21 protein-coding genes are annotated in these 22,436 nt (G+C 65.6%); 9 read left to right on the top strand and 12 right to left on the bottom strand.

Going from position 1 to position 22,436, the window contains the following annotated elements:
• Nucleotides 1-742: cell division protein FtsX (locus LPZ50_RS07530; RefSeq protein ID WP_230659405.1), on the bottom strand; the 742-nt coding region annotated here is incomplete at its 3' end.
• Entirely contained in the window at nt 739-1,407 is a 669-nt protein-coding gene (locus LPZ50_RS07525) for a cell division ATP-binding protein FtsE (RefSeq protein ID WP_230659402.1), read from the bottom strand. The genes LPZ50_RS07530 and LPZ50_RS07525, both read right to left, overlap by 4 nt.
• 196 nt (nt 1,408-1,603) lie before the next feature.
• Between LPZ50_RS07525 and LPZ50_RS07520 the strand changes: the two genes are divergently transcribed.
• From LPZ50_RS07520 to LPZ50_RS07505, 4 genes are all read left to right on the top strand, one after another.
• Nucleotides 1,604-2,620: an amino acid ABC transporter substrate-binding protein gene (locus tag LPZ50_RS07520; protein WP_230659400.1), complete on the top strand. Its 1,017-nt coding sequence runs from the start codon at nt 1,604-1,606 to the stop codon at nt 2,618-2,620.
• 119 nt (nt 2,621-2,739) lie between these two features.
• Nucleotides 2,740-3,930 carry an amino acid ABC transporter permease gene (locus LPZ50_RS07515; RefSeq protein WP_230659398.1) on the top strand — a complete coding sequence of 397 codons (1,191 nt, stop codon included), beginning with the start codon at nt 2,740-2,742 and terminating at the stop codon, nt 3,928-3,930.
• Nucleotide 3,931: 1 nt separating this feature from the next.
• Nucleotides 3,932-5,032 carry an amino acid ABC transporter permease gene (locus tag LPZ50_RS07510; protein ID WP_230659396.1) on the top strand — a complete coding sequence of 367 codons (1,101 nt, stop codon included), beginning with the start codon at nt 3,932-3,934 and terminating at the stop codon, nt 5,030-5,032.
• Nucleotides 5,033-5,092: 60 nt separating this feature from the next.
• The gene (locus LPZ50_RS07505; RefSeq protein WP_230659394.1) at nt 5,093-5,833 is read left to right on the top strand and encodes an amino acid ABC transporter ATP-binding protein; all 741 of its coding nucleotides are present in this window, start codon (nt 5,093-5,095) and stop codon (nt 5,831-5,833) included.
• Between the two features lie 131 nt (nt 5,834-5,964).
• Here the strand turns inward: LPZ50_RS07505 and LPZ50_RS07500 are convergent, their stop codons facing one another.
• Entirely contained in the window at nt 5,965-7,089 is a 1,125-nt protein-coding gene (locus tag LPZ50_RS07500; RefSeq protein ID WP_230659392.1) for a glycosyltransferase family 4 protein, read from the bottom strand.
• Nucleotides 7,090-7,347: 258 nt separating this feature from the next.
• Here LPZ50_RS07500 and LPZ50_RS07495 point away from each other — a divergent pair, with 258 nt between their 5' ends.
• Nucleotides 7,348-8,373 carry a Bug family tripartite tricarboxylate transporter substrate binding protein gene (locus tag LPZ50_RS07495; RefSeq protein ID WP_230659390.1) on the top strand — a complete coding sequence of 342 codons (1,026 nt, stop codon included), beginning with the start codon at nt 7,348-7,350 and terminating at the stop codon, nt 8,371-8,373.
• Between the two features lie 121 nt (nt 8,374-8,494).
• Here the strand turns inward: LPZ50_RS07495 and LPZ50_RS07490 are convergent, their stop codons facing one another.
• The 9 genes from LPZ50_RS07490 to gtdA are packed head-to-tail and all read right to left on the bottom strand — an operon-like array spanning nt 8,495 to nt 17,203.
• Complete coding sequence (locus LPZ50_RS07490; protein ID WP_230659388.1) at nt 8,495-9,697, bottom strand: 3-hydroxybenzoate 6-monooxygenase; 1,203 nt, start codon at nt 9,695-9,697, stop codon at nt 8,495-8,497.
• Nucleotides 9,694-11,046 (bottom strand): FAD-dependent oxidoreductase, encoded by a 1,353-nt coding sequence (locus tag LPZ50_RS07485; protein WP_230659386.1) that lies wholly within the window; start codon nt 11,044-11,046, stop codon nt 9,694-9,696. The genes LPZ50_RS07490 and LPZ50_RS07485 overlap by 4 nt, the downstream gene beginning before the upstream one ends.
• Nucleotides 11,047-11,066: 20 nt before the next feature.
• On the bottom strand, nt 11,067-12,053 hold the full coding sequence (locus LPZ50_RS07480; RefSeq protein ID WP_230659384.1) for a Bug family tripartite tricarboxylate transporter substrate binding protein: 987 nt from the start codon (nt 12,051-12,053) through the stop codon (nt 11,067-11,069).
• Nucleotides 12,054-12,055: 2 nt separating this feature from the next.
• Nucleotides 12,056-12,433, bottom strand: coding sequence for a chorismate mutase (locus LPZ50_RS07475; protein WP_230659382.1), 378 nt, complete (start codon nt 12,431-12,433; stop codon nt 12,056-12,058).
• Between the two features lie 27 nt (nt 12,434-12,460).
• Complete coding sequence (gene maiA, locus LPZ50_RS07470; RefSeq protein ID WP_230659379.1) at nt 12,461-13,099, bottom strand: maleylacetoacetate isomerase; 639 nt, start codon at nt 13,097-13,099, stop codon at nt 12,461-12,463.
• A gap of 29 nt (nt 13,100-13,128) precedes the next feature.
• Nucleotides 13,129-14,094 (bottom strand): tripartite tricarboxylate transporter substrate binding protein, encoded by a 966-nt coding sequence (locus LPZ50_RS07465; protein WP_230659377.1) that lies wholly within the window; start codon nt 14,092-14,094, stop codon nt 13,129-13,131.
• A gap of 58 nt (nt 14,095-14,152) precedes the next feature.
• Nucleotides 14,153-15,412 (bottom strand): flavin-dependent oxidoreductase, encoded by a 1,260-nt coding sequence (locus LPZ50_RS07460; protein ID WP_230659375.1) that lies wholly within the window; start codon nt 15,410-15,412, stop codon nt 14,153-14,155.
• Between the two features lie 3 nt (nt 15,413-15,415).
• The gene (locus tag LPZ50_RS07455; protein WP_230659373.1) at nt 15,416-16,114 is read right to left on the bottom strand and encodes a fumarylacetoacetate hydrolase family protein; all 699 of its coding nucleotides are present in this window, start codon (nt 16,112-16,114) and stop codon (nt 15,416-15,418) included.
• A 36-nt stretch (nt 16,115-16,150) separates the two neighbouring features.
• Entirely contained in the window at nt 16,151-17,203 is a 1,053-nt protein-coding gene (gtdA, locus tag LPZ50_RS07450) for a gentisate 1,2-dioxygenase (RefSeq protein ID WP_230659371.1), read from the bottom strand.
• A gap of 137 nt (nt 17,204-17,340) precedes the next feature.
• Between gtdA and LPZ50_RS07445 the strand changes: the two genes are divergently transcribed.
• The 4 genes from LPZ50_RS07445 to LPZ50_RS07430 all read left to right on the top strand — a co-directional run.
• Nucleotides 17,341-18,276: a LysR substrate-binding domain-containing protein gene (locus tag LPZ50_RS07445; protein WP_230659369.1), complete on the top strand. Its 936-nt coding sequence runs from the start codon at nt 17,341-17,343 to the stop codon at nt 18,274-18,276.
• A 185-nt stretch (nt 18,277-18,461) separates the two neighbouring features.
• Nucleotides 18,462-20,831, top strand: coding sequence for a type VI secretion system Vgr family protein (locus LPZ50_RS07440; RefSeq protein ID WP_230659366.1), 2,370 nt, complete (start codon nt 18,462-18,464; stop codon nt 20,829-20,831).
• Nucleotides 20,832-20,846: 15 nt separating this feature from the next.
• On the top strand, nt 20,847-21,254 hold the full coding sequence (locus LPZ50_RS07435; protein ID WP_230659364.1) for a DUF3592 domain-containing protein: 408 nt from the start codon (nt 20,847-20,849) through the stop codon (nt 21,252-21,254).
• 17 nt (nt 21,255-21,271) lie between these two features.
• Nucleotides 21,272-22,436, top strand: a 1,165-nt coding sequence (locus LPZ50_RS07430; protein WP_230659362.1) for a DUF2169 family type VI secretion system accessory protein, incomplete at its 3' end; no start/stop codon positions are given.

Raw genomic sequence — 22,436 nt, 5'->3', positions numbered from 1 at the left:
CCGCCGCCGACGCCGCGATGGCCAGCAGCGCCGCCAGTGCGCCCGACAGCGCGCCCAGGTACAGGAAGGGCCGGCGCACGAACGATTCGGTGGCGCCCACCAGGCGCGCCACCGCGATTTCTTCCCGCTGCAGCATGGCCTGCATGCGCACGGTGTTGAATACGGTGGCCAGCACCACTGCCGCCACGCAGGCGGCCAGGAAGATCAGCCCCACGCGCGCAAAGCGCAGAATGGCCTCCAGCCGCTGCACCCAGGCGCTATCCAGCTGGACCAGGTCCACGTGTTCCCATTGTTGCCAGGCCTGGGCCAATTTGTCGGCGCGTTCGGCCAGTTGCTCGCCTTCGGTCAGGGATGTGACCACCGCGTCGGGCAGGGGGTTGCCGGGCAGCACGGCCAGGGCTTCGTCCCAGGTGGGATCGTTGCGCAGCGACGCCAGCGCTTCATCGCGCGGCACCACCCGCACGGCCTGAACCTGGCCGGCGTATTCGTCGCGGATGCGTTGCGCGATGGCCGCCGCGGCGCCTTCGGGCGCCGTCGTCTGCAGGAACAGCGTGACTTCCGGGGTGACCGATACCTGGCGCGCCACGGGCTGGGCCGACACCAGGATCGCGGCGCCCAGCAGCGGCAGGGCCAGCGCCAGCGCCATGACCAGCAAATTGGCCAGCGATGAAAAGGGCTGCGCCGCCAGGCGGCGCAGAGTGACTGTCAGGGCGTAGTGATGCTGCCGCAGCCAGGATCTCATGCGGAGGCTCCCGAATCGTGGAACTTGCCGGGCTCGAGCCGCAGCGTGCGCGTGGCGTATTGCGCCATCAGGGCTTCGTCGTGCGAAGCAATCAGCGTGGTGACGCCCACGCGGTTGAAATCCCGGAACACATTCAGGATGCGTTGCGCCGTGTCGTGGTCCAGGTTGGCCGTGGGTTCGTCGGCAATCAGGATGGCGGGCCGGTTGACGATGGCGCGCGCAATGGCCAGGCGCTGTTGTTCGCCGCCGGACAATTCAATGGGGTTCATGTCTTCCTTGCCGTTCAGGCCCACTTTGTCCAGCGCGGCGCGCGCCCGGCCGCTGGCCGACGCGGGGGCCTGGCCGGTAACGGCCAGCGGCAGCAGCACGTTCTGCAGGGCGCTGCGGTCGAACAGCAGGTGCGTGTCCTGCAGGATGACGCCCACGGCGCGCCGCAGGTAGGGTCTGGCGCGCGATGGCAGCTTGTCCAGCCGTTGCCCGTTGACCTGGATCGAACCGCGGCTGGGAGGTTCCAGCCCGCCTATCAGTTTCAGCAGGGTTGACTTGCCCGCGCCCGAGGCGCCTGACACAAAGATGAACTCGCCGGGACTGACCCGGAAGTTGATGTCGGCCAGGATATTGCGGCCGCGCCCATACGATTTGAAGACGTGCTGAAATTCGATCATGGCGGCTGGTAGGAATGAAGCAGCAATAGTACTCCGGGGCGATCCGCGGGATGGTTCCAAAATTTTCCGTCCCTTTTTTTCCGTTAATGCGTCAAGGGATTTCCCCCATGTCCCCGAATATCCCCAGCCGCTACCATCCCGGCGATGCCTGATGCAGCAGCCCATTGCATCCGAGACTTCCCACAGGAGATCAAAAATGAAAGCACTGAAATTAGCCGCCGTTGCCGCCGCACTCTTCGCAGCGTCTTCGGCGGCACACGCTGGCGCCACCTTCGACAGCGTCAAGAAGAAAGGCTTTGTCCAGTGCGGCGTGTCTACCGGTATTCCCGGGTTCTCTATCGCGGACAGCAAGGGACAGTGGCAAGGCATCGACGTGGACATGTGCCGCGCCATTGCCGCCACCATGTTCAATGACGCCACCAAGTTCAAGGTGACGCCGCTGAACACCCAGCAACGCTTTACCGCGCTGCAGTCGGGCGAAGTCGATGTGCTGACCCGCAACACCACCCAGACCCTGACCCGCGACACCACCCTGGGCCTGATCGGTGCCGGCGTCAACTATTACGACAGCCAGGGCGTGATGGTATCCAAAGAACTGGGCCTGAAGAGCGCCAAGGAACTGAACGGCGCCACCATCTGCGTGCAGCCGGGCACCACCACCGAATTGAATCTGGCCGACTGGTTCCGTGGCCAGAAAATCGAATTCAAGCCGGTGGTGATCGACAAATACGACGAAATCATCCGCGCCTTCTCGGCCGGGCGCTGCGACGCCTTCACCACCGACAAGTCGCAGTTGGCCTCGACGCGCACCACGCTCGAGAACCCCGACAATTTCGTCATCCTGCCGGAAGATTTCTCGAAAGAACCGCTGGGCCCCATGGTGCGCCAGGGCGATGAACAGTGGTTCAACGTCGTGCGCTGGACGCTCAACGCCATGCTCGAGGCCGAGGAATACGGCATTACGTCGAAGAACGTGGACGAAATGGCCAAGGCTTCCAACCCCAACATCCAGCGCATCCTGGGCGTGACGCCGGGCATGGGCAAGAACCTGGGCGTGGACGACAAGTGGGCCTACAACATCATCAAGCAAGTGGGCAACTACGGTGAAAGCTTCGAGCGGACGCTGGGCAAAGACAGCGCCATGAAGCTCGAGCGCGGCCTGAATGCCTCATACAAGGACGGTGGTTTGATGTACGGCTGGCCGGTGCGCTAAGCGCCGCTGCCGGGCAAGGCGGGCTTCCCCGCCTTGCCGTGCCCGCCCTGCGCGGGCGGCAGGAGCAAAGGTGGCTGGATCATCCGGCCATTCCTATCCGACTTCTGTAGATTCATCCCATGACGACAAGCAAGCAATCAGTCCCGGTGGCGGCGCCCAAGCGGCGCCTCAGCTGGAACGATCCCGGCGTGCGCGCCGTGGTATATCAGGTCGTCGCGCTGGCCGTGGTCGCACTGGCCGTGTGGTTCCTGGTTTCAAACACGCTGCACAATCTGGCAGTACGCAATATTTCCACCGGCTTCGACTTCCTGGGGCGCGAGGCCGGCTTCGCCATCGGCGAAATGCCCATCCAGTATTCGCCGGCCGATACCTACGGCCGCGCCATCTTCATCGGCATCCTGAACACGCTGCGCGCCGCGGTGCTGGGCATCATCCTGGCCACCATCCTGGGCACCCTGATCGGCGTGGGCCGGCTGTCCAAGAACTGGCTGATGGCCAAGGTGTGCTCGGTGTACGTCGAGGTCATGCGCAACGTGCCGCTGCTGCTGCAGCTGTTCTTCTGGTACGCGCTCATCACCGAGAACATGCCCAGCCCCCGGCAGGCGGCCAACCCCATGCCTGGCGTCTTCATTTCCAACCGGGGCCTGAAGGTGCCCAGCCTGGAAGGGAACTCGCTGGACTGGATCCTGGGCGGCCTGGCGCTGGCCATCATCGGCACCATCGTGGCTGCGCACTGGGGCAAGAAGCGCCAGGAAACCACGGGCCGGGTGTTTCCGCTGGGCCGGGTGGCGCTGGGCCTGTTCATCGGCCTGCCCATCCTGGGCTGGCTGGCGGGCGGCGCCTCGCTGGCGCTGGACATGCCCGTGCTCAAGGGTTTCAACTTCAGCGGCGGCCTGACGCTGTCGCCGGAGTTCGCCGCCTTGTTGGCCGGCCTGGTGATCTACACCTCGGCCTTCATCGCCGAGGTGGTGCGTTCCGGCATCCAGGCCGTGAACCAGGGGCAGTGGGAGGCGGCCGGCTCGCTGGGCCTGCGCCGCTCGCGCATCCTGCGCCTGGTGGTGCTGCCGCAGGCGCTGCGGGTGATCATTCCCCCCATGACCAGCCAGTACCTGAACCTGACCAAGAACAGTTCGCTGGCCGTGGCCATCGGCTACCCCGACATCGTATCGGTGGTCAATACCACCATGAACCAGACAGGCCAGGCCATCGAGGGCATCCTGATCATCATGGCGGCCTACCTGACCGTCAGCCTGTCGATTTCCGTATTCATGAACTGGTACAACAAGCGCATCGCGCTGGTGGAGCGTTGATATGAGCACGACTACGCCTATCCCCAGCGAAGGCCTGCCTCCGCCGCGCAGCCAGGTCGGCGTTTGGCCCTGGCTGAAAGAGCGCCTGTTTTCGTCGCCGCTGAGCATCCTGGCCACGGTGCTGGTGGCCTGGCTGCTGATCATGGCGGTGCCCGCGTTGCTGGACTGGGCCTTCCTGCAGGCCGACTTCACGTCGGCCACCGCCCAGGAATGCCGCAAGGCGGCCGGCGCCTGCTGGGCCTTCATCGCCGAGAAGCATCGCCTGATCCTGTTCGGCACCTACCCTTACGATGAGCAATGGCGGCCTTTGATCGCCACGGTCATCCTGCTGGCGGTCATCGTGTGCAGCGGCCTGCGCCGTTTCTGGAACATGAAGCTGGCCCTGATCTGGGTAGCGGGCCTGACCGCCGTGGCGGTGCTGATGTGGGGCGGCATACTGGGCCTGGCCTATGTCGAGAATTCGCAATGGGGCGGCCTGCCGCTGACGCTGATCCTGTCGACGTTCGGCATTGCCTTCGCATTTCCGCTGGGGGTGCTGCTGGCGCTGGGCCGTAAATCGAAAATGCCCGCCATCAAGGCGCTGTGCGTGGTGTACATCGAGCTGATCCGGGGCGTGCCGCTGATCAGCCTGCTGTTCATGTCGTCGGTGATGCTGCCGCTGTTCCTGCCGGTGGGTTTCACCATCGACAAGCTGCTGCGCGCGCAGATCGCCATCATCATGTTCGCCGCGGCCTATATCGCCGAAACCGTGCGGGGCGGCCTGCAGGCCATTCCCAAGGGGCAGTATGAAGGCGCCGATTCGCTGGGCCTGAACTACTGGCAGCAGATGCGCAAGATCATCTTGCCGCAGGCGCTGCGCATTGTGATCCCGCCGCTGGTCAGCATTTTCATCGCCTTGTTCAAGGACACGTCGCTGGTGGTGATCATCGGCATTTTCGACCTGACGCTGGCTGCCAAGGCCGCGTTGTCGGACGCCGCCTGGCGCGGCTTCGGGGTCGAGGCCTATGTCTTCATTTCGCTGATCTACTTCGTGTTCTGCTTTTCGATGTCGAAATACAGCCAGCGCCTGGAAAAGCGCCTGGCAACCGGACACCAACGATAGTTGCCGGGCCCGGCCCCGCCTCTGGCGGGCCGGGCGGGCGAACCTTATGGGAGTACAGGCATGAGCGATGCCATCATCCGCATGCAGAACGTGAACAAGTGGTACGGGCAGTTCCACGTGCTGCGCAACATCAACCTGGACGTGGCGCCCGGCGAGCGCATCGTGGTGTGCGGCCCGTCGGGGTCGGGCAAGTCGACCATGATCCGCTGCATCAACCGCCTGGAAGAGCACCAGCAGGGCCAGATCATTGTCGATGGCACCGAGCTGACCAACGACCTGAAGCAGATCGAGACCATCCGCCGCGATGTCGGCATGGTGTTCCAGCATTTCAATCTTTTCCCGCACCTGACGGTGCTGGAGAACCTGACGCTGGGGCCCACCTGGGTGCTGAAGAAGCCGCGCGCCGAGGCCGAGGCTGCCGCCATGAAGTACCTGGAACGCGTGCGCATTCCCGAGCAGGCCAACAAGTATCCCGGCCAGTTGTCGGGCGGTCAGCAGCAGCGCGTGGCCATCGCGCGGTCGTTGTGCATGAGCCCGAAGATCATGCTGTTCGACGAGCCCACGTCGGCGCTGGACCCGGAAATGGTGAAGGAAGTGCTGGACGTGATGGTGACGCTGGCCCAGGAAAGCGGCATGACCATGCTGTGCGTCACGCACGAAATGGGCTTCGCGCGCAAGGTGGCCAACCGCGTCATTTTCATGGACCGCGGCGAGATCATCGAACAGAACAGTCCGGACGAGTTCTTCGACAACCCGCAGAACGAGCGCACCAAGCTGTTCCTGAGCCAGATCCTGCACTGACGCGGGCGGTGTCTGGCACCCTGGCGGGAGCCAGACACCATTGCACTACCGTAGCCGCCGCGGCGAGTTTGCGCCGGCACTGCCAGGCGTCCTGCTCCCGTCAGGGAGCCAGACACCGAAGCGCGCCGTGTCTACGCCGCCTGCGCCGTTACCGCGCGGTACACATTGGCCGTTCCTTCCAGGAAAGGTTCCAGCCCGAACGAGGCCTGGCTCTTGTCGCGCGCGGCCTGGCCCATCTGGCGCAGGTCGTGCCCGCCCTGAGCAATCGCGCGCAGCAGTTCCGACAACGCCTGGGGGTCCGCCGGCGGCACCACCCAGCCGTCGCGGCCGGCGTCGATGTTTTCCGGCAGTCCCGCATAGTCGGTCACGATTACCGGCTTGCCCATGGACATCATTTCCCGGCACGCGAACGAAATGGTCTCTACCCGGGTGGACAGCACGAACCCCACGTCGATGGTGGAGATAAACGGCCGCACATCCTTGAGCGAGCCCACGTGCGTCAGGCGGCCATTCATGTCCAGCGCGTCCAGTTCGGCCTGTTGCGACGCGCTGAACTTCTCGCCCGCGATGGCGATATGGAAACGGTCTGCCAACTCGGCCGGCAGCAGGGCCACGGCGCGCACGATGTCCAGCCACGACTTGTACGAGGCCGTGCCCGCGTTGCTGCCCAGCACGATCCTGCCCCGGGCGCGTTCGCCCAGCAGCGCCTGCCGCTGCGCGGCCGCCTCAGCATCGCCCAGGGGCGTGAAGTAAGCCGTGTCCACGCCGTTGAACACCGTGGTGACGCCGCAGCGGCCGTAGGGGCTGGCGCGCACCTGCTGCTCGACATGCCTGCACACGGCAATGACATGATCGGTGCCCAGGCTGGCGCGCAGCCTGGCGCTGCCGCGCGAAATAGGAATGTTGTTGTGTTTGGTGAAGACGATGCGCGGCTTGTTCCGGCTCAGGGCGCGCGCCAGGGTGACCAGCCTGTGGTCGGCCGAGCCGTTCACGTGCACCACGTCGTAGCGCCCGGCCTTCAGCAGCGCGCGCATGCTGCGCAGCGCCGCAGGCAGTTTGTGGATGCGGGAAGGGTAGTCCTGGGCGTGTGCCGTGACATTGGGCATGCGCTCGGCCAGCGCGTATAGCGCACTGGTGGCGGGCGCGGCCACCCCGATGCGGAACCGCTTGGCCAGGCCGGTGGCCAGGCGCGACACGTAAACGGTGTGCCCGCCGATGTCGGGGCCGGCGTGGAAATTGGTGTACAGAATATTCATAAAGGCCGATAGGGAAGCGTTTTTGCACCTTACCTTTCAGTGCGCCATCATCATGCCTGCAAGATATTAAGTTATGCTACTAATTATTTCAAAGTGAAGTTTGTTTTTGCTGGCTCGTGCGCCAGCGCGAGAAAGCCCGGAGCGATCCAGCCCCATCGGCAGAGCTGGGAGGCATACCGGCCGCTGTTCGGAACGGTCGTTCCGGCGTGCTGGAGTATGCTACGGGCCGCACAGAAGCCAATATCGGAGACCACAACAATGCGCAATTCGCAGTTTTTCCCCATTTCTTCCACCCGCCGCGCCCTGCTGCGCGGCGCCGTGGCGGTGGCCGCCACGCTGGGCTGGGTGGCGCCCGCCGCCGCCCAGGCCGCCGATTTTCCCACCAAGCCGCTGCGTTTCGTGGTGCCTTACCCGCCCGGCGGCCCGCTGGATTCCACCGCCCGCCTGCTGGCCGAAAAGGTGCGCGAGTCGCTGGGTCAGCCCATCATCGTCGAGAACCGTTCGGGTGCCGGCGGCAATATCGGCGCCGATCTGGTGGCCAAGGCGGCGCCCGACGGCTACACGCTGGGCATGGGCGCGGTAGCCACGCACGCCATCAACCCCTGGCTGTTCGCCAACCTGCCGTACGACCCCATCAAGGACTTCGAGCCCGTCACCATCGTGGCGGCCGTGCCCAATGTGCTGGTCATGAACGTCGAATTCGCCCAGAAGAACAACATCAATTCGGTGGCCGACCTGATCGACTACGCCAAGAAGAATCCGGGCCGGCTGAACTACGGTTCGGGCGGCAATGGCAGCGCCGGCCACCTGGCGGGCGAGCTGCTGAAAGCGCGCGCCGGCATCGACGCGGTACACGTGCCCTACCAGGGCGCCTCGCCCGCGCAGTTGGCCCTGCTGGGCGGCCAGTCGGACTTCATGTTCGACAACCTGGCCGCTTCGGCGCCGCTGATCAAGGACGGCAAGGTCAAGGCCCTGGCGGTTACCACCCTGAAGCGCTCGTCGCTGCTGGCGGACGTGCCCACCATGGACGAGTCCGGCGTCAAGGGTTTCGACCTGGGCACCTGGTTCGGCGTGTTTACCACCGGCGGCGTGCCGGCCGACGTGGTGGCCAAGCTGAACAAGGCCTACGCCGATGCCATGGGCCAGCCCGACGTGCGCCAGCGCCTGCTGGCCATGGGTTCGGAAGCCCAGCCCATGAGCGCCGAAGCTTTCGCCAAATTCGTGAAGAACGAAAAAGACAAGTACCAGGAAATCGTCAAGCTGTCGGGCGCCAGCCTGAACTGATCCCGCGGCGGCCGGCGGGTGTCTGGCTCCCGTCAGGGTGCCAGACACCTGCAGCGCCCGCACTCGCCACGGCGCAAGGTAGCGCCATGGGGCAGACACAGAAATCAGCTGCCTGCCAGGATCAGCTTTGCCCCAGGCAGTTTTCCACCTGCCACCCATACAGCCACTGCAGCGCATCGTAGAACTGCGCTTGCGTCTTGCCTGCCCACAAGCTGTTGCGTACCTGCCGTTCCACGCCCTGCGCGTGGTAGATGCGGCCCATTTCGCGGGTTGACCACACCACGCGCGCGCTGCGCGGGATGCGTGCCGATTCATACAGCCGGAAAGCGGCTTCCAGGTCGCCGCCGCGGCACTTGACGGCCTCGCCCAGCGTGGCGGCGTCTTCCAGCGCCATGCAGGCCCCCTGCGCCATGTACTGGGTCATGGGATGCGCCGCATCGCCCAGCAGGGTGATTCTTCCCTGGCCCCAGTGTTCCACCGGTTCGCGGTCGGCCGTGGCCCAGCGCCGCCAGGACGTGGGGCGGTCCAGCATCTGGTGCGGGCGCGGGTGCACGCCCTGGAAGTAGCTCAGCACCTCTGCCTTGCTGCCATCGCGCACGCCCCATTCTTCCTGCTCGCGGCTGTGGAAAGTAACCACCAGGTTGTACTGCTGGCCGCCGCGCAAGGGGTAGTGCACCAGGTGGCAGCGCGGGCCCGCCCACAGCACCGGGGCATTGATGCGCAGTTCTTCGGGCATGTTGTCGCGTTCCACCACGGCGCGGTACACCACGTGGCCGGTGACGCGGGCGGGGTCGCCCACCATGCGTTCGCGTATCACCGACTTGACGCCGTCGCAGCCGATCACCGCATCGGCCCGGTAGCGTTCGCCCTGCGTGTCCACCACCTCGACCTGCGCGCCGTCCTGGCGCACGTCGGCGATCTGCGTGGACGTGCGGAAGCGGATCAACGGATCGCGTTGCACGGCTTCCAGGATGGACAGGTGGATGTCGGCGCGATGGATGACCGCATACGGGCCGCCGAAGCGCGCGCGGAAGGCCGCGCCGGTGTCGATGCGCACCACTTCCCGGGCATCCACCGCATCCATCATGATGATGTGGTCGGTGAGTACCGCACGGCCGCGCGCCGTCTGGCCCACGCCCAGCGCGTCCAGGGCCGCGAAGGCATTGGGGCCCAGCTGGATGCCGGCGCCGATTTCGCCGATGTGGCTGGCTTGTTCCAGCAACTGCACGGCAATGCCTTGCCGTGTCAGCGCCAGGGCCGCGGCCAGGCCGCCGATGCCGCCACCCACCACGATGGCCGACGGGCTCGCGCGAGTGCTGCTCATGTTTCGTCTCCCAGGAACGCGCCCTGGCGGCGCAACTGTGCTTGCAGGTCCGCAACTGGCACCTGGCCGGGCGCCGTGTCGCCACCTACCGCCATGGCGGCCACCGTGCCGGCGGCTTCGCCCATGACGAAGCAACTGCCGCTGACCCGCGCGGCCGACTGGCCTTCGTGCGTCATGCCGGCGCAGCGGCCCGCCACCAGCACATTGCGCGCCGCGCCCGGCGAGTGCCTGGGCATGATCATGCGCAGCGGCAGCTGGTTGTAGCCGCGCGATTCCGGAATGGGCGGCCATACCCATTGCACATCGCCCGCCACGTGGATCTCCAGCGGCCAGCCATTCACGCCGATACTGTCGGGGAAATCGGCGCAGCCCAATACATCTTCGCGGCTGACCATGTATTCGGCCACGATGCGCCGTGTCTCGCGTATACCCAGTTGCGGGGCAATGTCCAGCACGTAAGCCTGTTCAAAGCCGGGCACCCGCGCGCGCAGGAACGCCAGGTAATCCACTATCTGGCGCCGTCCTTCGAGTTCACCCGCCGATAGCGACAGCGCGTCCGTGCCGTCGGCGGCCGAGCCGTCGGGGTTGCTCAACTGGGTGACGTTCACGCGCCATTCGTAATCGTGTTTCTGCGGCCGGACAATGGCCCCACGCCGGGGGAATTTGAAATCGCCGCTGGCCTCGGCTTCGTCCATCAACTGGGGAATGATCTTCCAGGCCTCGCGCGCCCGCTTGCCGTCGACGTTGCCCACCTTGAACATCAGGGTGGGATACATCATGTGGCCCTGGCCATCGCCTTTTTCGAACGGCAGGCCGGCCCATTGGGCGATGTCGGCGTCGCCCGAGCAATCGATGAAAACGCGGGCGCGCACCGCGCGCGGCCCGGACTTCGTTTCCAGCAGCAAGGCCTGCACCGCGCCGTCGTCGCCGAGCGTCACGCCGGTGGCCAGCGCATGGAACAGCATCTGCGCGCCGATGTCGCGCAGCAGGCCGTCGGCCGCGCACTTGAAGGCGGAAATGTCGTAGGCCTGGGCGTGGATCTTGCCCAGGATAAGGTGCGGGTCGTTCAGGCCATCCATGGCACGCATGCGGTCCAGCAGTTCATCGGTCATGCCGTGCACCACTTGCCGGATATCGCCGTGCACATTGGCGTGCAAGCCGCAAAAGTTCGATACGCCGGCGGCCGTGCCCATGCCGCCCAGGAAACCATAACGTTCCACCAGCAGCACGCTGGCGCCGTTGCGCGCGGCGCTGGCGGCGGCCAGCAGGCCTGCCGGGCCGCCGCCCAGCACGGCCACATCGTATTCGCCATGCACCGGAACCTGGCGGGGTGCTTGGGTAACGTACATCGCTTTCTCCTTGGCTTGCGTCATTGGGCCTTGATGCCCAATTGTTTGATCAGCGGTTCCCAGCGCTTGAGCTCGTCGTCCATATAGGCGCGGAATTCCGCCGGGCTGTTGCCCACTGGCTCCATGTACTGTGCTTGCAGCCGCTTCTGCACGGCCGGGTCGTGCAATGACTGGATCAACGCGTCGGACAGCTTCTTCTGGATATCGGCCGGCACCTTGGACGATACGACAAAGCCTATCCAGGCCGATCCCTCGATGCCGGGCACGCCCACTTCGGCCAGCGTGGGAATATCGGGCAGCAGCGCGGAACGCTTCGACGAGGTGACCGCCAGCGCCTTCAGGCGACCGTCTTTCACCATGGGCATCACGGCAATGGGCGGCAGCGCCGCGAACTGCGTGTCGCCGGCGATCACCGACGTCAGCGCCGCCGGCGACGACGGGTAGGGCACATGCACGGCCTTGGCGCCTATGCGCTGCAACATCAGTTCCACCGAAAGATGCGACACGGTGCCGGCCCCGGGCGAGGGAAAGTTGTACTGGTCCGGATTCTTCTTCAGTGCATCGAGCAGGCCCTGGATATCCTGTATGCCCGACTTGGCAGGCACCACCAGCACGTTGGGCTGGTGCACGCCCAGCGTCAGCGCCGACAGGTCCTTGAAGGGGTCGTAGGGCAGTTTGTCGAACAGCACGGTGTTGTTCACCATGGGGCCGGTGATGGACACGCCGAAGGTATAGCCATCGGGCTTGGCGCTGGCGATGGCGTAGGTGCCGATATTGCCGCTGGCGCCAGGCTTGTTCTCTACCACGATGGGCTGGCCCAGCAGGCTGCCTGCCTTCTCGCCCACCACGCGCGCCACCTGGTCGGGGCTGGAGCCCGCGCCGAAAGGCACGATCAGTTTCAGGGGCTGGGCGGGCCAATCCGCGCCATGCGCGGCGGCCAAGGGCATTACAACCAGCAGCGCGCTGAAAAGCTGGCGCCGCCAGCGGTGGGGGGTGATGTCATGCATGTTCAGTCTCCTGTGGGTGTCATTTTCTTGAAGTAGTGCTGCTCGTTGGCGATGAAGGCCGACACCATGGCCCGGTATGTCGCCTCGACCACATCTTCCAGGTTCTCGAATCCCTGGTCATGGCGGCGGGCCAGTGCCCGCGCCCGCGCGAATACCTCGGCCTGGCGCGCGGGCGCGCTGACCTGGAATGCATCGCGCTTGAAGCGCGCGGCATCTTTCACATACATGGCGCGCTGGGCAATCAGGCGCACGATCTCGTCGTCCAGCCAGTCGATATGCCGGCGCACGTCCCCCAGGTTGGCGCACAGCGGGCGGTAGGCGGGGTCGTCGTACTTGCGCAGCGGCGCGGACGCGGGATCGGGTTCGGTTTCGGTACTCATGTCTTCCTCCGGGGATATACCGGCTAGCTAGCCGGAAAAATCCGGCTGGCGCCGCGGTGCCGCGGCCTCGAATGCGGGTTGTTCGATGCAGTGCGCGTACACGTTCATGGCGCGCGGATAGGGCGACAGGTCGCAGCCCATGCGCTGCGCATTGGCAATCTGCGGCACCAGGCAGCAGTCGGCCAGCGTGGGCGCCGCACCAAAGCAGTAAGGGCCGTCGCCGTGCCGCGCCAGCAGTGCTTCCACGGTGGCCATGCCCTCGCGGATCCAATGCTGGTACCAGGCCGACTTCTGTTCGTCCGTTACACCCAGTACGTCTTGCAGGTAGCGCAGGATGCGCAGGTTGTTCAGCGGGTGGATGTCGCAGGCGATGGCGCACGACAGTTCCAGCACTCGCGCGCGCTGCGCCGTGCCGTCCGGGATCAGGCGCGGGTCGGGATACATGGCATCCAGGTAATCGATGATGGCCAGCGACTGTCCCAGCGCCATCCGGCCGTCTTCCAGCAGCGGCACATTGGCCGACGGGTTGCGCGCCACATAGCCGTCGGCGCGGTGCTCCAGCTTGCGGATATTCACCGGCGCATAGTCGTAGGGCAGGCCCTTCAGCCCCAGGGCGATGCGCACGCGGTAAGAGGTGGAACTATTGAAGAAGCTGTGCAGTTGCATAAGGGTCGGTGGCGGTGAAAGAAAGAGAGTCAGTCGGCGCTGATGCCGGTGCGCGTAATGATGTCGTCCCAGCGCTTGGCGTCCTTGGCGATCAGTTCGCCGAACCCGGCCGGCGTGGACGTGGCCGGCACCATGCCTTGCGCATCGAAGGCCTTGGCGGTGGCAGGGTCTTGCAGGACGAGGTTGATGTCCCGGTTCATGCGCTGGACGATTTCGGCCGGGGTGCCGCTGGGGGCTAGCACGCCGTACCACATGTCCACGTCGGCGCCTTGCAGGCCTGCTTCCGTCAGCGTGGGCACGTCGGGAAGCTGGGGCAGCCGCCGGGGGCTGCCGGTGGCAATGACTTTCAGCTTGCCGGCCTGCACTTGCGGCAGCGCCACGTGCACCGGCAGGAACATATAGTCCAGCCGCCCGCCCAGCATGTCTGTCACGGCACCGGCCGTGCCCTTGTAGGGCACATGCAGCATGCTGGCCTGGATGCGGTCCAGGAACAGCGCCATCGACAGATGGTGCGGCGTGCCCACGCCGGGCGTGCCATAGGTCAGTTTGCCCGGCGCTGCCTGCGCGGCCTTGGCCACGTCCGCCACGGTACTGGCTGGATTCGACGGGTGCGTGACCAGTAGCAGCGAACCCCATGATGTCTGCCCGATGGGCGTGAAGTCCTTCAATGGGTCGAATTTCAGCTTGCCTTTGTACAGGCTGCTGTTCATGACCAGCGTGTTGACGGTAACCAGAAAGGTGTAGCCATCGGGCTGGGCGCGCGCGGCTTTCTCGGTACCGATGTTGCCGCTGGCGCCCGCCAGGTTTTCCACCACCACGGGCTGGCCCAGCGATTGCGGCAGTTGCGCGGCCAGTTGGCGCGCGATCAGGTCGATGCCCGTGCCCGGCGTGAAGGGCACGATCAGCGTGACAGGGCGCTCTGGCCAGGCGGCCTGGCTGGCCGCGCAGGCCAACGATAAAGCCAGCGCGCCCAGGATGCGCAGCAGGGTGTTCATGATTGTCTCCTCTTCACTTCTTATAGGGTGTCAGACACCTTGTGTGTCTGACACCGCCCTACAAAAAAGACGCCCGTGCCTTCAACGTGGCGGGGTCGAAGCCGGCCACTTGCTTGTAGCGGTTGGAAATCGCTTCCAGCTCTTGCCGGCCTATCACGTCTTCGATGTTCTGGTAGGGACGGTCACCCGAACGTTCATATACTTCGCGCAGAATGGCATCGGGCGGGTTGCTGCGATTGGTCAGCACCACGCGCGTCGTGGCTTCGACACGCACCCGGTCGTATGCCTGCAGGGCGGCAGAGCCCACGCCCAGGTGCTTCAGCCGGCCCGCCAGGAAGCGCGCGTCTATCACCGCCTGGCCCGCGCCGTTGGAACCGCGCGGCACCATCGGGTGGGCGGCATCGCCCAGCAGGGTGACGCGGCCGCGCGTCCAGGTAGGCAACGGGTCCTGGTCCACCATCGGGTATTCCAGTATGGAGTCGGCATTGCGGATCAATGCCGCCACATCCAGCCAGTCGAACTGCCAGTCGGCGAACGCGGGGTAGAAGTCTTCAAGGCGCCCGGCGCGGTTCCAGTCGCGCTGGGCCGGCACGGGCGATTCGATTTCCGCCACCCAGTTCACCAACTGGTTGCCATCGGCATCGATGGCATCGCGTATCGGATAAATGACCATCTTGCCGCTGGCCAGCCAGCCCGCCCGCACCATGCTGGCGCCGCTGAGAAAAGGTTTGTGCCGGGTGACGCCGCGCCACATGTTCACCCCGGAATAGCGCGGCGCGCCTTCGTCGGGATAGAACTGCTTGCGGATCGCCGAATGAATACCGTCGCAAGCCACGGCGACGGCCCCTCGCACGGGTGGCAGTGCCTCGCCCGTGGCACGCGCCAGGTGCACGGTGACGCCGTCGTCATCCTGCTCGACCCGCACGCAGCGGCTGCCGGTGACGACGCTGCCGGCGCCCAGGCGTTCGCGCACGGCGCCCAGCAGCGCCATCTGCAGGTCGCCGCGATGAATCGAATACTGAGGCCAGTCGTACCCCGCCGCCTTGCCCGCCGGTTCGCTGTAGATGAGCTGGCCGTGGCGGGTAAAGAAAATTGATTCCTGGGTATGCACGCCCAGCGCATCCAGCACCGGCAGCAGGCCCAGCTCGTCGAGCTCACGCGCGGCGTGCGGCAGCAGATTGATGCCCACGCCCAGCGGACGGATTTCCGCAACGGCTTCATATACACGGCAGGAGATGCCGGCCTGGTGCAGGCTGAGCGCCAGAACCAGGCCGCCGACGCCGGCCCCGATGATGACGACTTCCGTATCCGGCTTCATGGTCTACACCACCCGCACACTCAAGGTATCCAGTCCTTCCACGCCGCCCTCCATCAGGTCGCCCGCCTTGACAGGGCCCACGCCTTCGGGCGTGCCGGTGTAGATCAGGTCGCCCGGCTCCAGGCGGAAGTACTTCGACAAATAGGCGATGGTCTCGGCCACCGACCAGATCAGTTTGGATGTATCGCTGCGTTGCTTGTCCTGGCCGTTGACTTGCAACCAGATCCCGGCCCGGGACATATCGCCCGCCTGGTCCGCGCGGTGCAGCGGCGAGATCGGCGCGCTGTAGTCGAAGGCCTTGCCCAGTTCCCACGGGCGGCCGGCCTCGCGCATTTTCATTTGCAGGTCGCGGCGAGTCATGTCCAGGCCCACGGCATAGCCCCACACATGGTCCAGCGCCTGCTCCACGGCGATGTTGGCGCCGCCCTTGCCTATGGCCGCCACCAGCTCGATCTCGTAATGGTAGTTGGCGGTCTCGGGCGGGTAGGGAATTTCCAGCGTGGCGCCGGTCCCGGCGGGAATCACTGCATCGGCCGGCTTGCAGAAAAAGAACGGCGGTTCGCGGTCGGGATCGAAGCCCATTTCGCGCGCATGCGCGGCGTAGTTGCGGCCCACACAGTACACGCGGCGTACGGGATAGCGGTCCTGGCTGCCGGCCACCGGGATGGCGGCGGGCTCGGCGGGAGAAAAGACATAGGACATGAATAAACCTTCGGTGTGGCAGGGTGGACGAACGGGTCAGCCTTCGCGCGATTCGCGCCACAGGCCCAGGGCGGCCTGCACGGGCCGGTCGGAATAGCTGAACAGAATGGCGTCTTCCAGCGCGCCCAGCTGCACGGGCAGCCACGACGGCGCCACGAACACATCGCGCGGGCCGAACTCGTATTGCTGGTCGCCGATGCGCGCGGTGCCGCGGCCTTCCACCACGCTGTACACGGTGGAGTCGGTGCCGCGGTACGTCTTGCCCTGGAAGCCCGCGGGCAGGAACTGCATGAACGTGGCCATGGTCGGCATGGGGTACCCGCCGGTGGCCGGATTCACGTAGCGCAGCTTCACGCCGTCCCAGGCGTCCAGTTCGCCGTGGCGGTACAACTGGTCCAGCGCGTCGCGGCTGCGTTCATAGGGGTAGTTGAAAATGGGCGAGGAACCGCCGGCGGGCTGGTAGCGCACCGGCAGCATGTTGTGGCCGAAGCGCGCCGAACTGTCGCCTTCCGGGCGGCTGACGGGCTGGGTGGCGGCTGGATAGTTTTCGGCAAAGCCCGCATCCAGGAAGCGCAGCAGCGGAATGTCCAGCCCGTCCAGCCAGATCACCGGCTCGCCGCCGTCGGTGGCTTCCAGGTTGCCGTGGTCGTGCCACGTCCAGGACGGCGTGATGATGAAGTCGCCGGGGTGCATGGTGGTGCGTTCGCCGTTCACGGCGGTGTACGCGCCGCGCCCTTCCACGATGAAGCGCAGCGCCGACTGCGTGTGCCGGTGGCTGGGGGCGATCTCGCCGGGCAGAATCAGCTGCAGGCCGGCGTACAGGGTTTGCGTGATGCTGGCTTGCCCGGGCAGGCCGGGATTTTCCAGGATCAGCACCCGGCGCACGGCCTCTTCGGCGCTGATCAGCGAACCGGATTCCAGCACGTCGGCCCGCACGTCGCCGTATTTCCAGATGGCGGGCAAGCAGCGCGATGCGGGTTGGCGGGGCACCAGGTTGTGCAGCGATTCCCACAGCGGCGCCATGTGTTTCCTGGCGATGCGGGCGTAATAGGCCGCGCGCGCGTCGGCGTTGATAGAGCCGTCGGACATGGTTGTCTCCGTAAGGGTGGGCCCTGGCGGCCCGCCCGTGGCATGTGTTCTGTTTTAACGATTATGATGGGCCAGGTATGCCAATAAAAATGAATTAATCTTATTAACCATATAAAAAAGCATATGGCAGGAGACTCATGGACTGGACCCACCGCCTGCGGCTGCGCAATCTGAAAATGCTGCTCAGCCTGGCTCAGACCCGCAACATCAGCCATTCGGCCGCCATGCTGAACACCACGCAGCCTGGCCTGTCGAAGTGGCTGAAAGACCTGGAAGAAGACATCGGGCTGCCGCTGTTCGAGCGCCACGCGCGCGGCCTGCGGCCCACGCCCTATGGCGAGGCCATGATCGCCCATGCCCAGCGCATCGACGCACAACTGGACCGGGCCAGCGGCGACATGGCGGCCTTGCGCGAAGGCGGCGGCGGGCGCGTGGTCATCGGAGCCTCGGGTGCCTCGGCGTCCGACACCGTGCCGCTGGCGGTCATCCGCCTGCTCGACAGGATGCCGCAGGCGCGCGTCAAGCTGGTAGAAGGCACCACCGACCTTCTGCTGGCCCAGCTTGCGCAGGGCGACCTGGACATCGTGGTGGGCCGCTACGCGCCCGAGCACCACGACCCCGCCGTGCAGTCCGAGGCCCTGTACCTGGAACCCGTGCACCTGGTGGCGCGGCCGCGCCATCCCGTGTTCGCCAGGACGGCGCCGCAATGGGCCGATGTGCAGGCGTACCGCTGGATTCTGTGGCCCAAGGGCACGCCCATCCGCAACGCGCTGGACACCGCGCTGGAAGCCGTGGGCTTGTCCGCGCCGGCAGATGCGGTGGAATCGAACTCGGTCACGGTCAACCTCACCCTCATCAACAACAGCGACATGATCGGCGTGGCCTCGCATCGCGCGGCCCTGCGCTTCTCGCAGATGAACGCCATGCGCATCGTGCCGCTGCGCCTGTCGGGCTTTGGGTCGGTGGCCATGTACTGGCGGCGCGAGGCGTTTCTGCCCGCCGCGGTGGATGCCGCCATGGCCTGCTTGCGGCAGGCGGTGGCCGAGCATGCGCCGGCGGGCACGAGGCGCTGAGCCCCGGGGCCGCTGTCATGATGCGGCCATAGTTGTATGTGTCCGAAAATTCTGTAACGCCGCTACCCGGCGGCACTGTTACGTTTCCAATGAACTGAAGTATTGGCGTCATCCGGCCTGCCTAGGATCGTCGCGGGGCCGTACGCGGCTGCCTGATTGCCGCAACGGAACCACGGAACGCAGACATGGACAACGTCATTTCGCTACAGCCACGCACCGTCGTCGCCCGCACGCCCTTGCCGCCGGAAATGCTGGCGTTCCGCGGCATGGTGGGGCACGAAGCGCTGTCGCAGCTGTACGAGCTGGAAGTGGACCTGGTGTCGCCGTCGCACTCGCTGGACATGAAGCAGTTGCTGGGCAAGCCGCTGACCCTGGACATCGAGGCCGCCGGCGGCATCCGCTACCTGACCGGCCACATCACCCGCTGCAAGCTGGCCGGCCGGGAAGGGCCCACATCGCGCCTGTACCGCTACCGCGCCACGGTGCGCCCCTGGCTGTGGTACCTGACGCAAACCTCCGACAGCAAGATCTTCCAGAACAAGAACGTGCCGGACGTCATCCGCGAAGTGCTGGCCGACTATCCTTTCCCGGTGGAGTTCAAGCTGGCGGGCAGTTACCGAAACTGGGAATATTGCGTGCAGTACCAGGAAACCGACTTCGCCTTCATCAGCCGCCTGATGGAGCACGAAGGCATCTACTACTGGTTCCGCCACGACACCGAGCAGCACACACTGGTGCTGACCGACGATATCACGCAGCACGAAACCTGCCCCGGCTACGACACCATTCCCTACTATGGGCCGGACCGTGTCAGCGTGCCGCAGCAGGAATACATTTCCAGCTGGGAAATCGCCGAGCAGATCACCCCGGGCGCCTTCGCGACGTCCGACTATCATTTCCAGACACCGTCGGCCGACCTGCAGGCCCGCCGCAACAACCCGGGCGACTACGAGCACGGCGACCTGGAAATGTATGAATGGCAGGGCGGCTACACCAACCCCGCCGATGCCGAGCACTACACCCGCGTGCGGCTGGAAGAACTGCAGTGCCGGCAGGAACAGATCAATGGCGCCTGCAATGTGCACGGCATGGCGCCCGGGTATCTGTACACGCTGCGCAACCATCCCCGCCAGGCCGAGAACCGCGAATACCTGATCGTGTCGGCCAGCTACCGCATCCAGGAAGCGGGCGAGGCCAGCGGCCTGGATGCCGCCATTTTCGACGTGGGCTTCACCGTGCTGCCTTCCAGCACGCCATTCCGGGCTCCACGCGTTACGCCCATTCCCCACACGCATGGTCCGCAGACCGCGCGCGTGGTGGGCAAGACGGGTGAACAGATCTGGACGGACAGCTTCGGCCGCATCAAGGTGCAGTTCCACTGGGACCGCTACGGCCAGAAGAACGAGAACAGCTCGTGCTGGGTGCGGGTGTCCAGCCCCTGGGCCGGCGGCGGTTTCGGCGGCATTCAGTTGCCGCGCGTGAATGACGAGGTCATCATCGACTTCATCGGCGGCCACCCGGATCGCCCCATCGTGATCGGCCGGGTGTACAACGCCAGCAACATGCCGCCCTGGGACCTGCCGGGCAACGCCACGCAAAGCGGCTTTCTCAGCCGCAGCAAGGACGGCACGCCCGGCACCGCCAACGCCTTCATGTTCGAAGACAAGCCCGGCAGCGAACGCATCTGGCTGCATGCCGAACGCGAACTGTGCACCGAGGTGGAAAACGATGAAACCCATACCACCGATGGCTTTCGCACCACCACCATCGGCAAGGACGACACCACCACCATCCTGGGGTCGCGCGACATCCATGTGCACGGCACGGATCACCTGTGGGTGAAGCAGGACCGCACCGTCGACCTGAAGGCCGCGGAAACCTACACAGTGAAGGGCGCGCGCACCATGCACGTGGTGGATGGCCTGATGAAAGAGGATTTCGACAACGGCCTGCAAACCACCATCCTGGCCGCCGGCGAAATCCGCAAGGTGACGGGCCTGTTCGACGAGACCCTGAACGACGGCGAGAAGCGCCTGGTCAAAACCATCCAGGACGAAACCGTCGAAGGCGATGTCAAGCAAACCATCACGGGCGGCGGGCAGTACACGCAGACCATCACGGCCGCCCACGAACACACGCTGACGGGCGACCAGACATCCACCATCACCGGCACGGTATCGCACACGATCAACGGGTCGTTCACCGAGAAAGTCACCGACCCTATCACGGTCAATGCCGACACCAGCATGACAGTGAATACCCCCAGCTGGACGGTAAGCGGCGCCAAGCAGGCATTCTGGACAGGCAATTTCATGCGCGGCACGCCCGCGCGCCTGATGGTGGTGGGCGCATCGCTGGATGTCTGGGGCGCGCGCCAGCAGATATACGGCATCAACTCGCAGTTCTCGGCGGTGAAGCTGGACCTGGCGGTATTCAAGAACGGCGACAACGGCTTTGAACTGGGCGGGTCGGGCACGCAGATCAAGGGCATAGGCGTGCAGATCAAGACGGGCGGGGCGGCGGTGATCTCGCGCATCGTCAATCTTTTCACCTGAAGGTGGCAAGACAGCATGGGAAATGCGGTGTGGTGGGTGATAGGCACGGTGGCCACGCTGGCCTTCATTGCCTTCGTTGCCATGATCGTGCGCGACGCGGCGCGCCCGTATGAAGACGAACGGTCGCTGGCCAAGCGCCTGGCAACCACCGGGCAGTTGGCCACGGCGGAGGTGTTGGCCCTGGATCGCCAGCCGGGCGGCGAACCCTTTGCCGTGCCCATGAAGCTGGGCTTGCGCTATGCCGACGCCACCGGCCGCGAGCAGCGCGCCGACCTGAAGGTGTATATCGACCGCGAGCTGCTGTCGGCGTTCATGCCCGGCAAGCAGATCCATGTGCGCTACGACGTGAACCATCCTTCGCGCCTGGCGGTGGACAGGGAACTGAGTCCCACGGAAATCTCCGCCACCTGGCGGAACAAATAACCGCCGCAGTATCCGGAATGAAGATAATCAAGCCCCTGCGCCTGAGCCTGATGAGCCGGCCTTACCGGCTGCGCCGCCGGCAGAGGCTGGGCCTGGGCGTGTTTGCCCTGGCCAGCCTGGCCCCGCAACCCCTGCTGCAGCCCGAAGCCGATATGTGGCAACTGCTGGGCGATGTCCTGGACAACGATGGCATCCTGGATCTGGGCATACCCAAGCCGTGCGCCGAGTTCCTGGTCAGCGGCTGCGCGTATCCCGCCGCATCGCAGCGGCCCGGCACTTGCGCGGTGCAGGTGCGGGTGGGCGATTTGCGCAAGAGCCTGATGGTGTTCGGCGACCGCTACTGGCTGGACGGCCGCGCCACCGAGCCGCAACCCTTCGACACGATGCCGCTGGACTGGGCCCACGCCTACGGCGGCCCGTCGTATGCCGACAACCCGCATGGCCGGGGTGTGGATGAAGAACTGATCAACGGCGTGCGCACCCGTCGGCTGCCCAATATCGAGCCCATGCAGGGGCGCATGGTGCGTCCGGGGCAGCAGGCCGTTCCAGCAGGCTTCGGTCCGGTGTCGCCTATGTGGCCCTGCCGCTTCCAGCGCGCGGGCGAGTACAGCCCCGAGTGGCTGCAGGACGGATCGCGGGGGCTGCCCGACAACCTGGACCCGCATTTTTTCAACGCCGCGCCGCCCGACCAGTGGTGGCCCCGGCAGTCCGAACTGGCGCCAGGCACCGAGTATGAAATCTGGCATATGCATCCGGACCGCGTCTGCCTGCAGGGCGCATTGCCCGACTGGCGCGCGCGCTGCTTCGTGCAGCGCGAACATCATGAAGGGTTGGAAGAGGTGCCGCTGGCGCTGACCACGGCGTGGTTCTTTCCCGACCGCGAACGCGTGCTCCTGATGTATCACGGCGCCACGGACGTGGCCGAGGACGATGGGGCCGACATCGCGCTGGCCATGCCGGCCCTGGAAGCCGGGGGGCAGCGGCAGGCGCAGGCCTATTACGAAACCGTGCTGTCGCGGCGGCAGCATCCCGACGAGGGCCCGCTGTACGCCTTGCGCGACAAGGACTTGCTGCCCCAGGCCGCGCTGGGCCCCTGGCCGGCCCTGGACGGCCAGGGCCCCATGCAGCGCCCGCTGGCGGTGAACCAGCGGGCGCGCAGCCAGGCCGCGCGCGCCAGGATGC

It is taken from the genome of Bordetella petrii, assembly GCF_020991325.1.
GTDB classification, from domain to species: domain Bacteria; phylum Pseudomonadota; class Gammaproteobacteria; order Burkholderiales; family Burkholderiaceae_B; genus Bordetella_A; species Bordetella_A petrii_E.
This window is presented reverse-complemented; position numbering and strand designations above follow the sequence as displayed.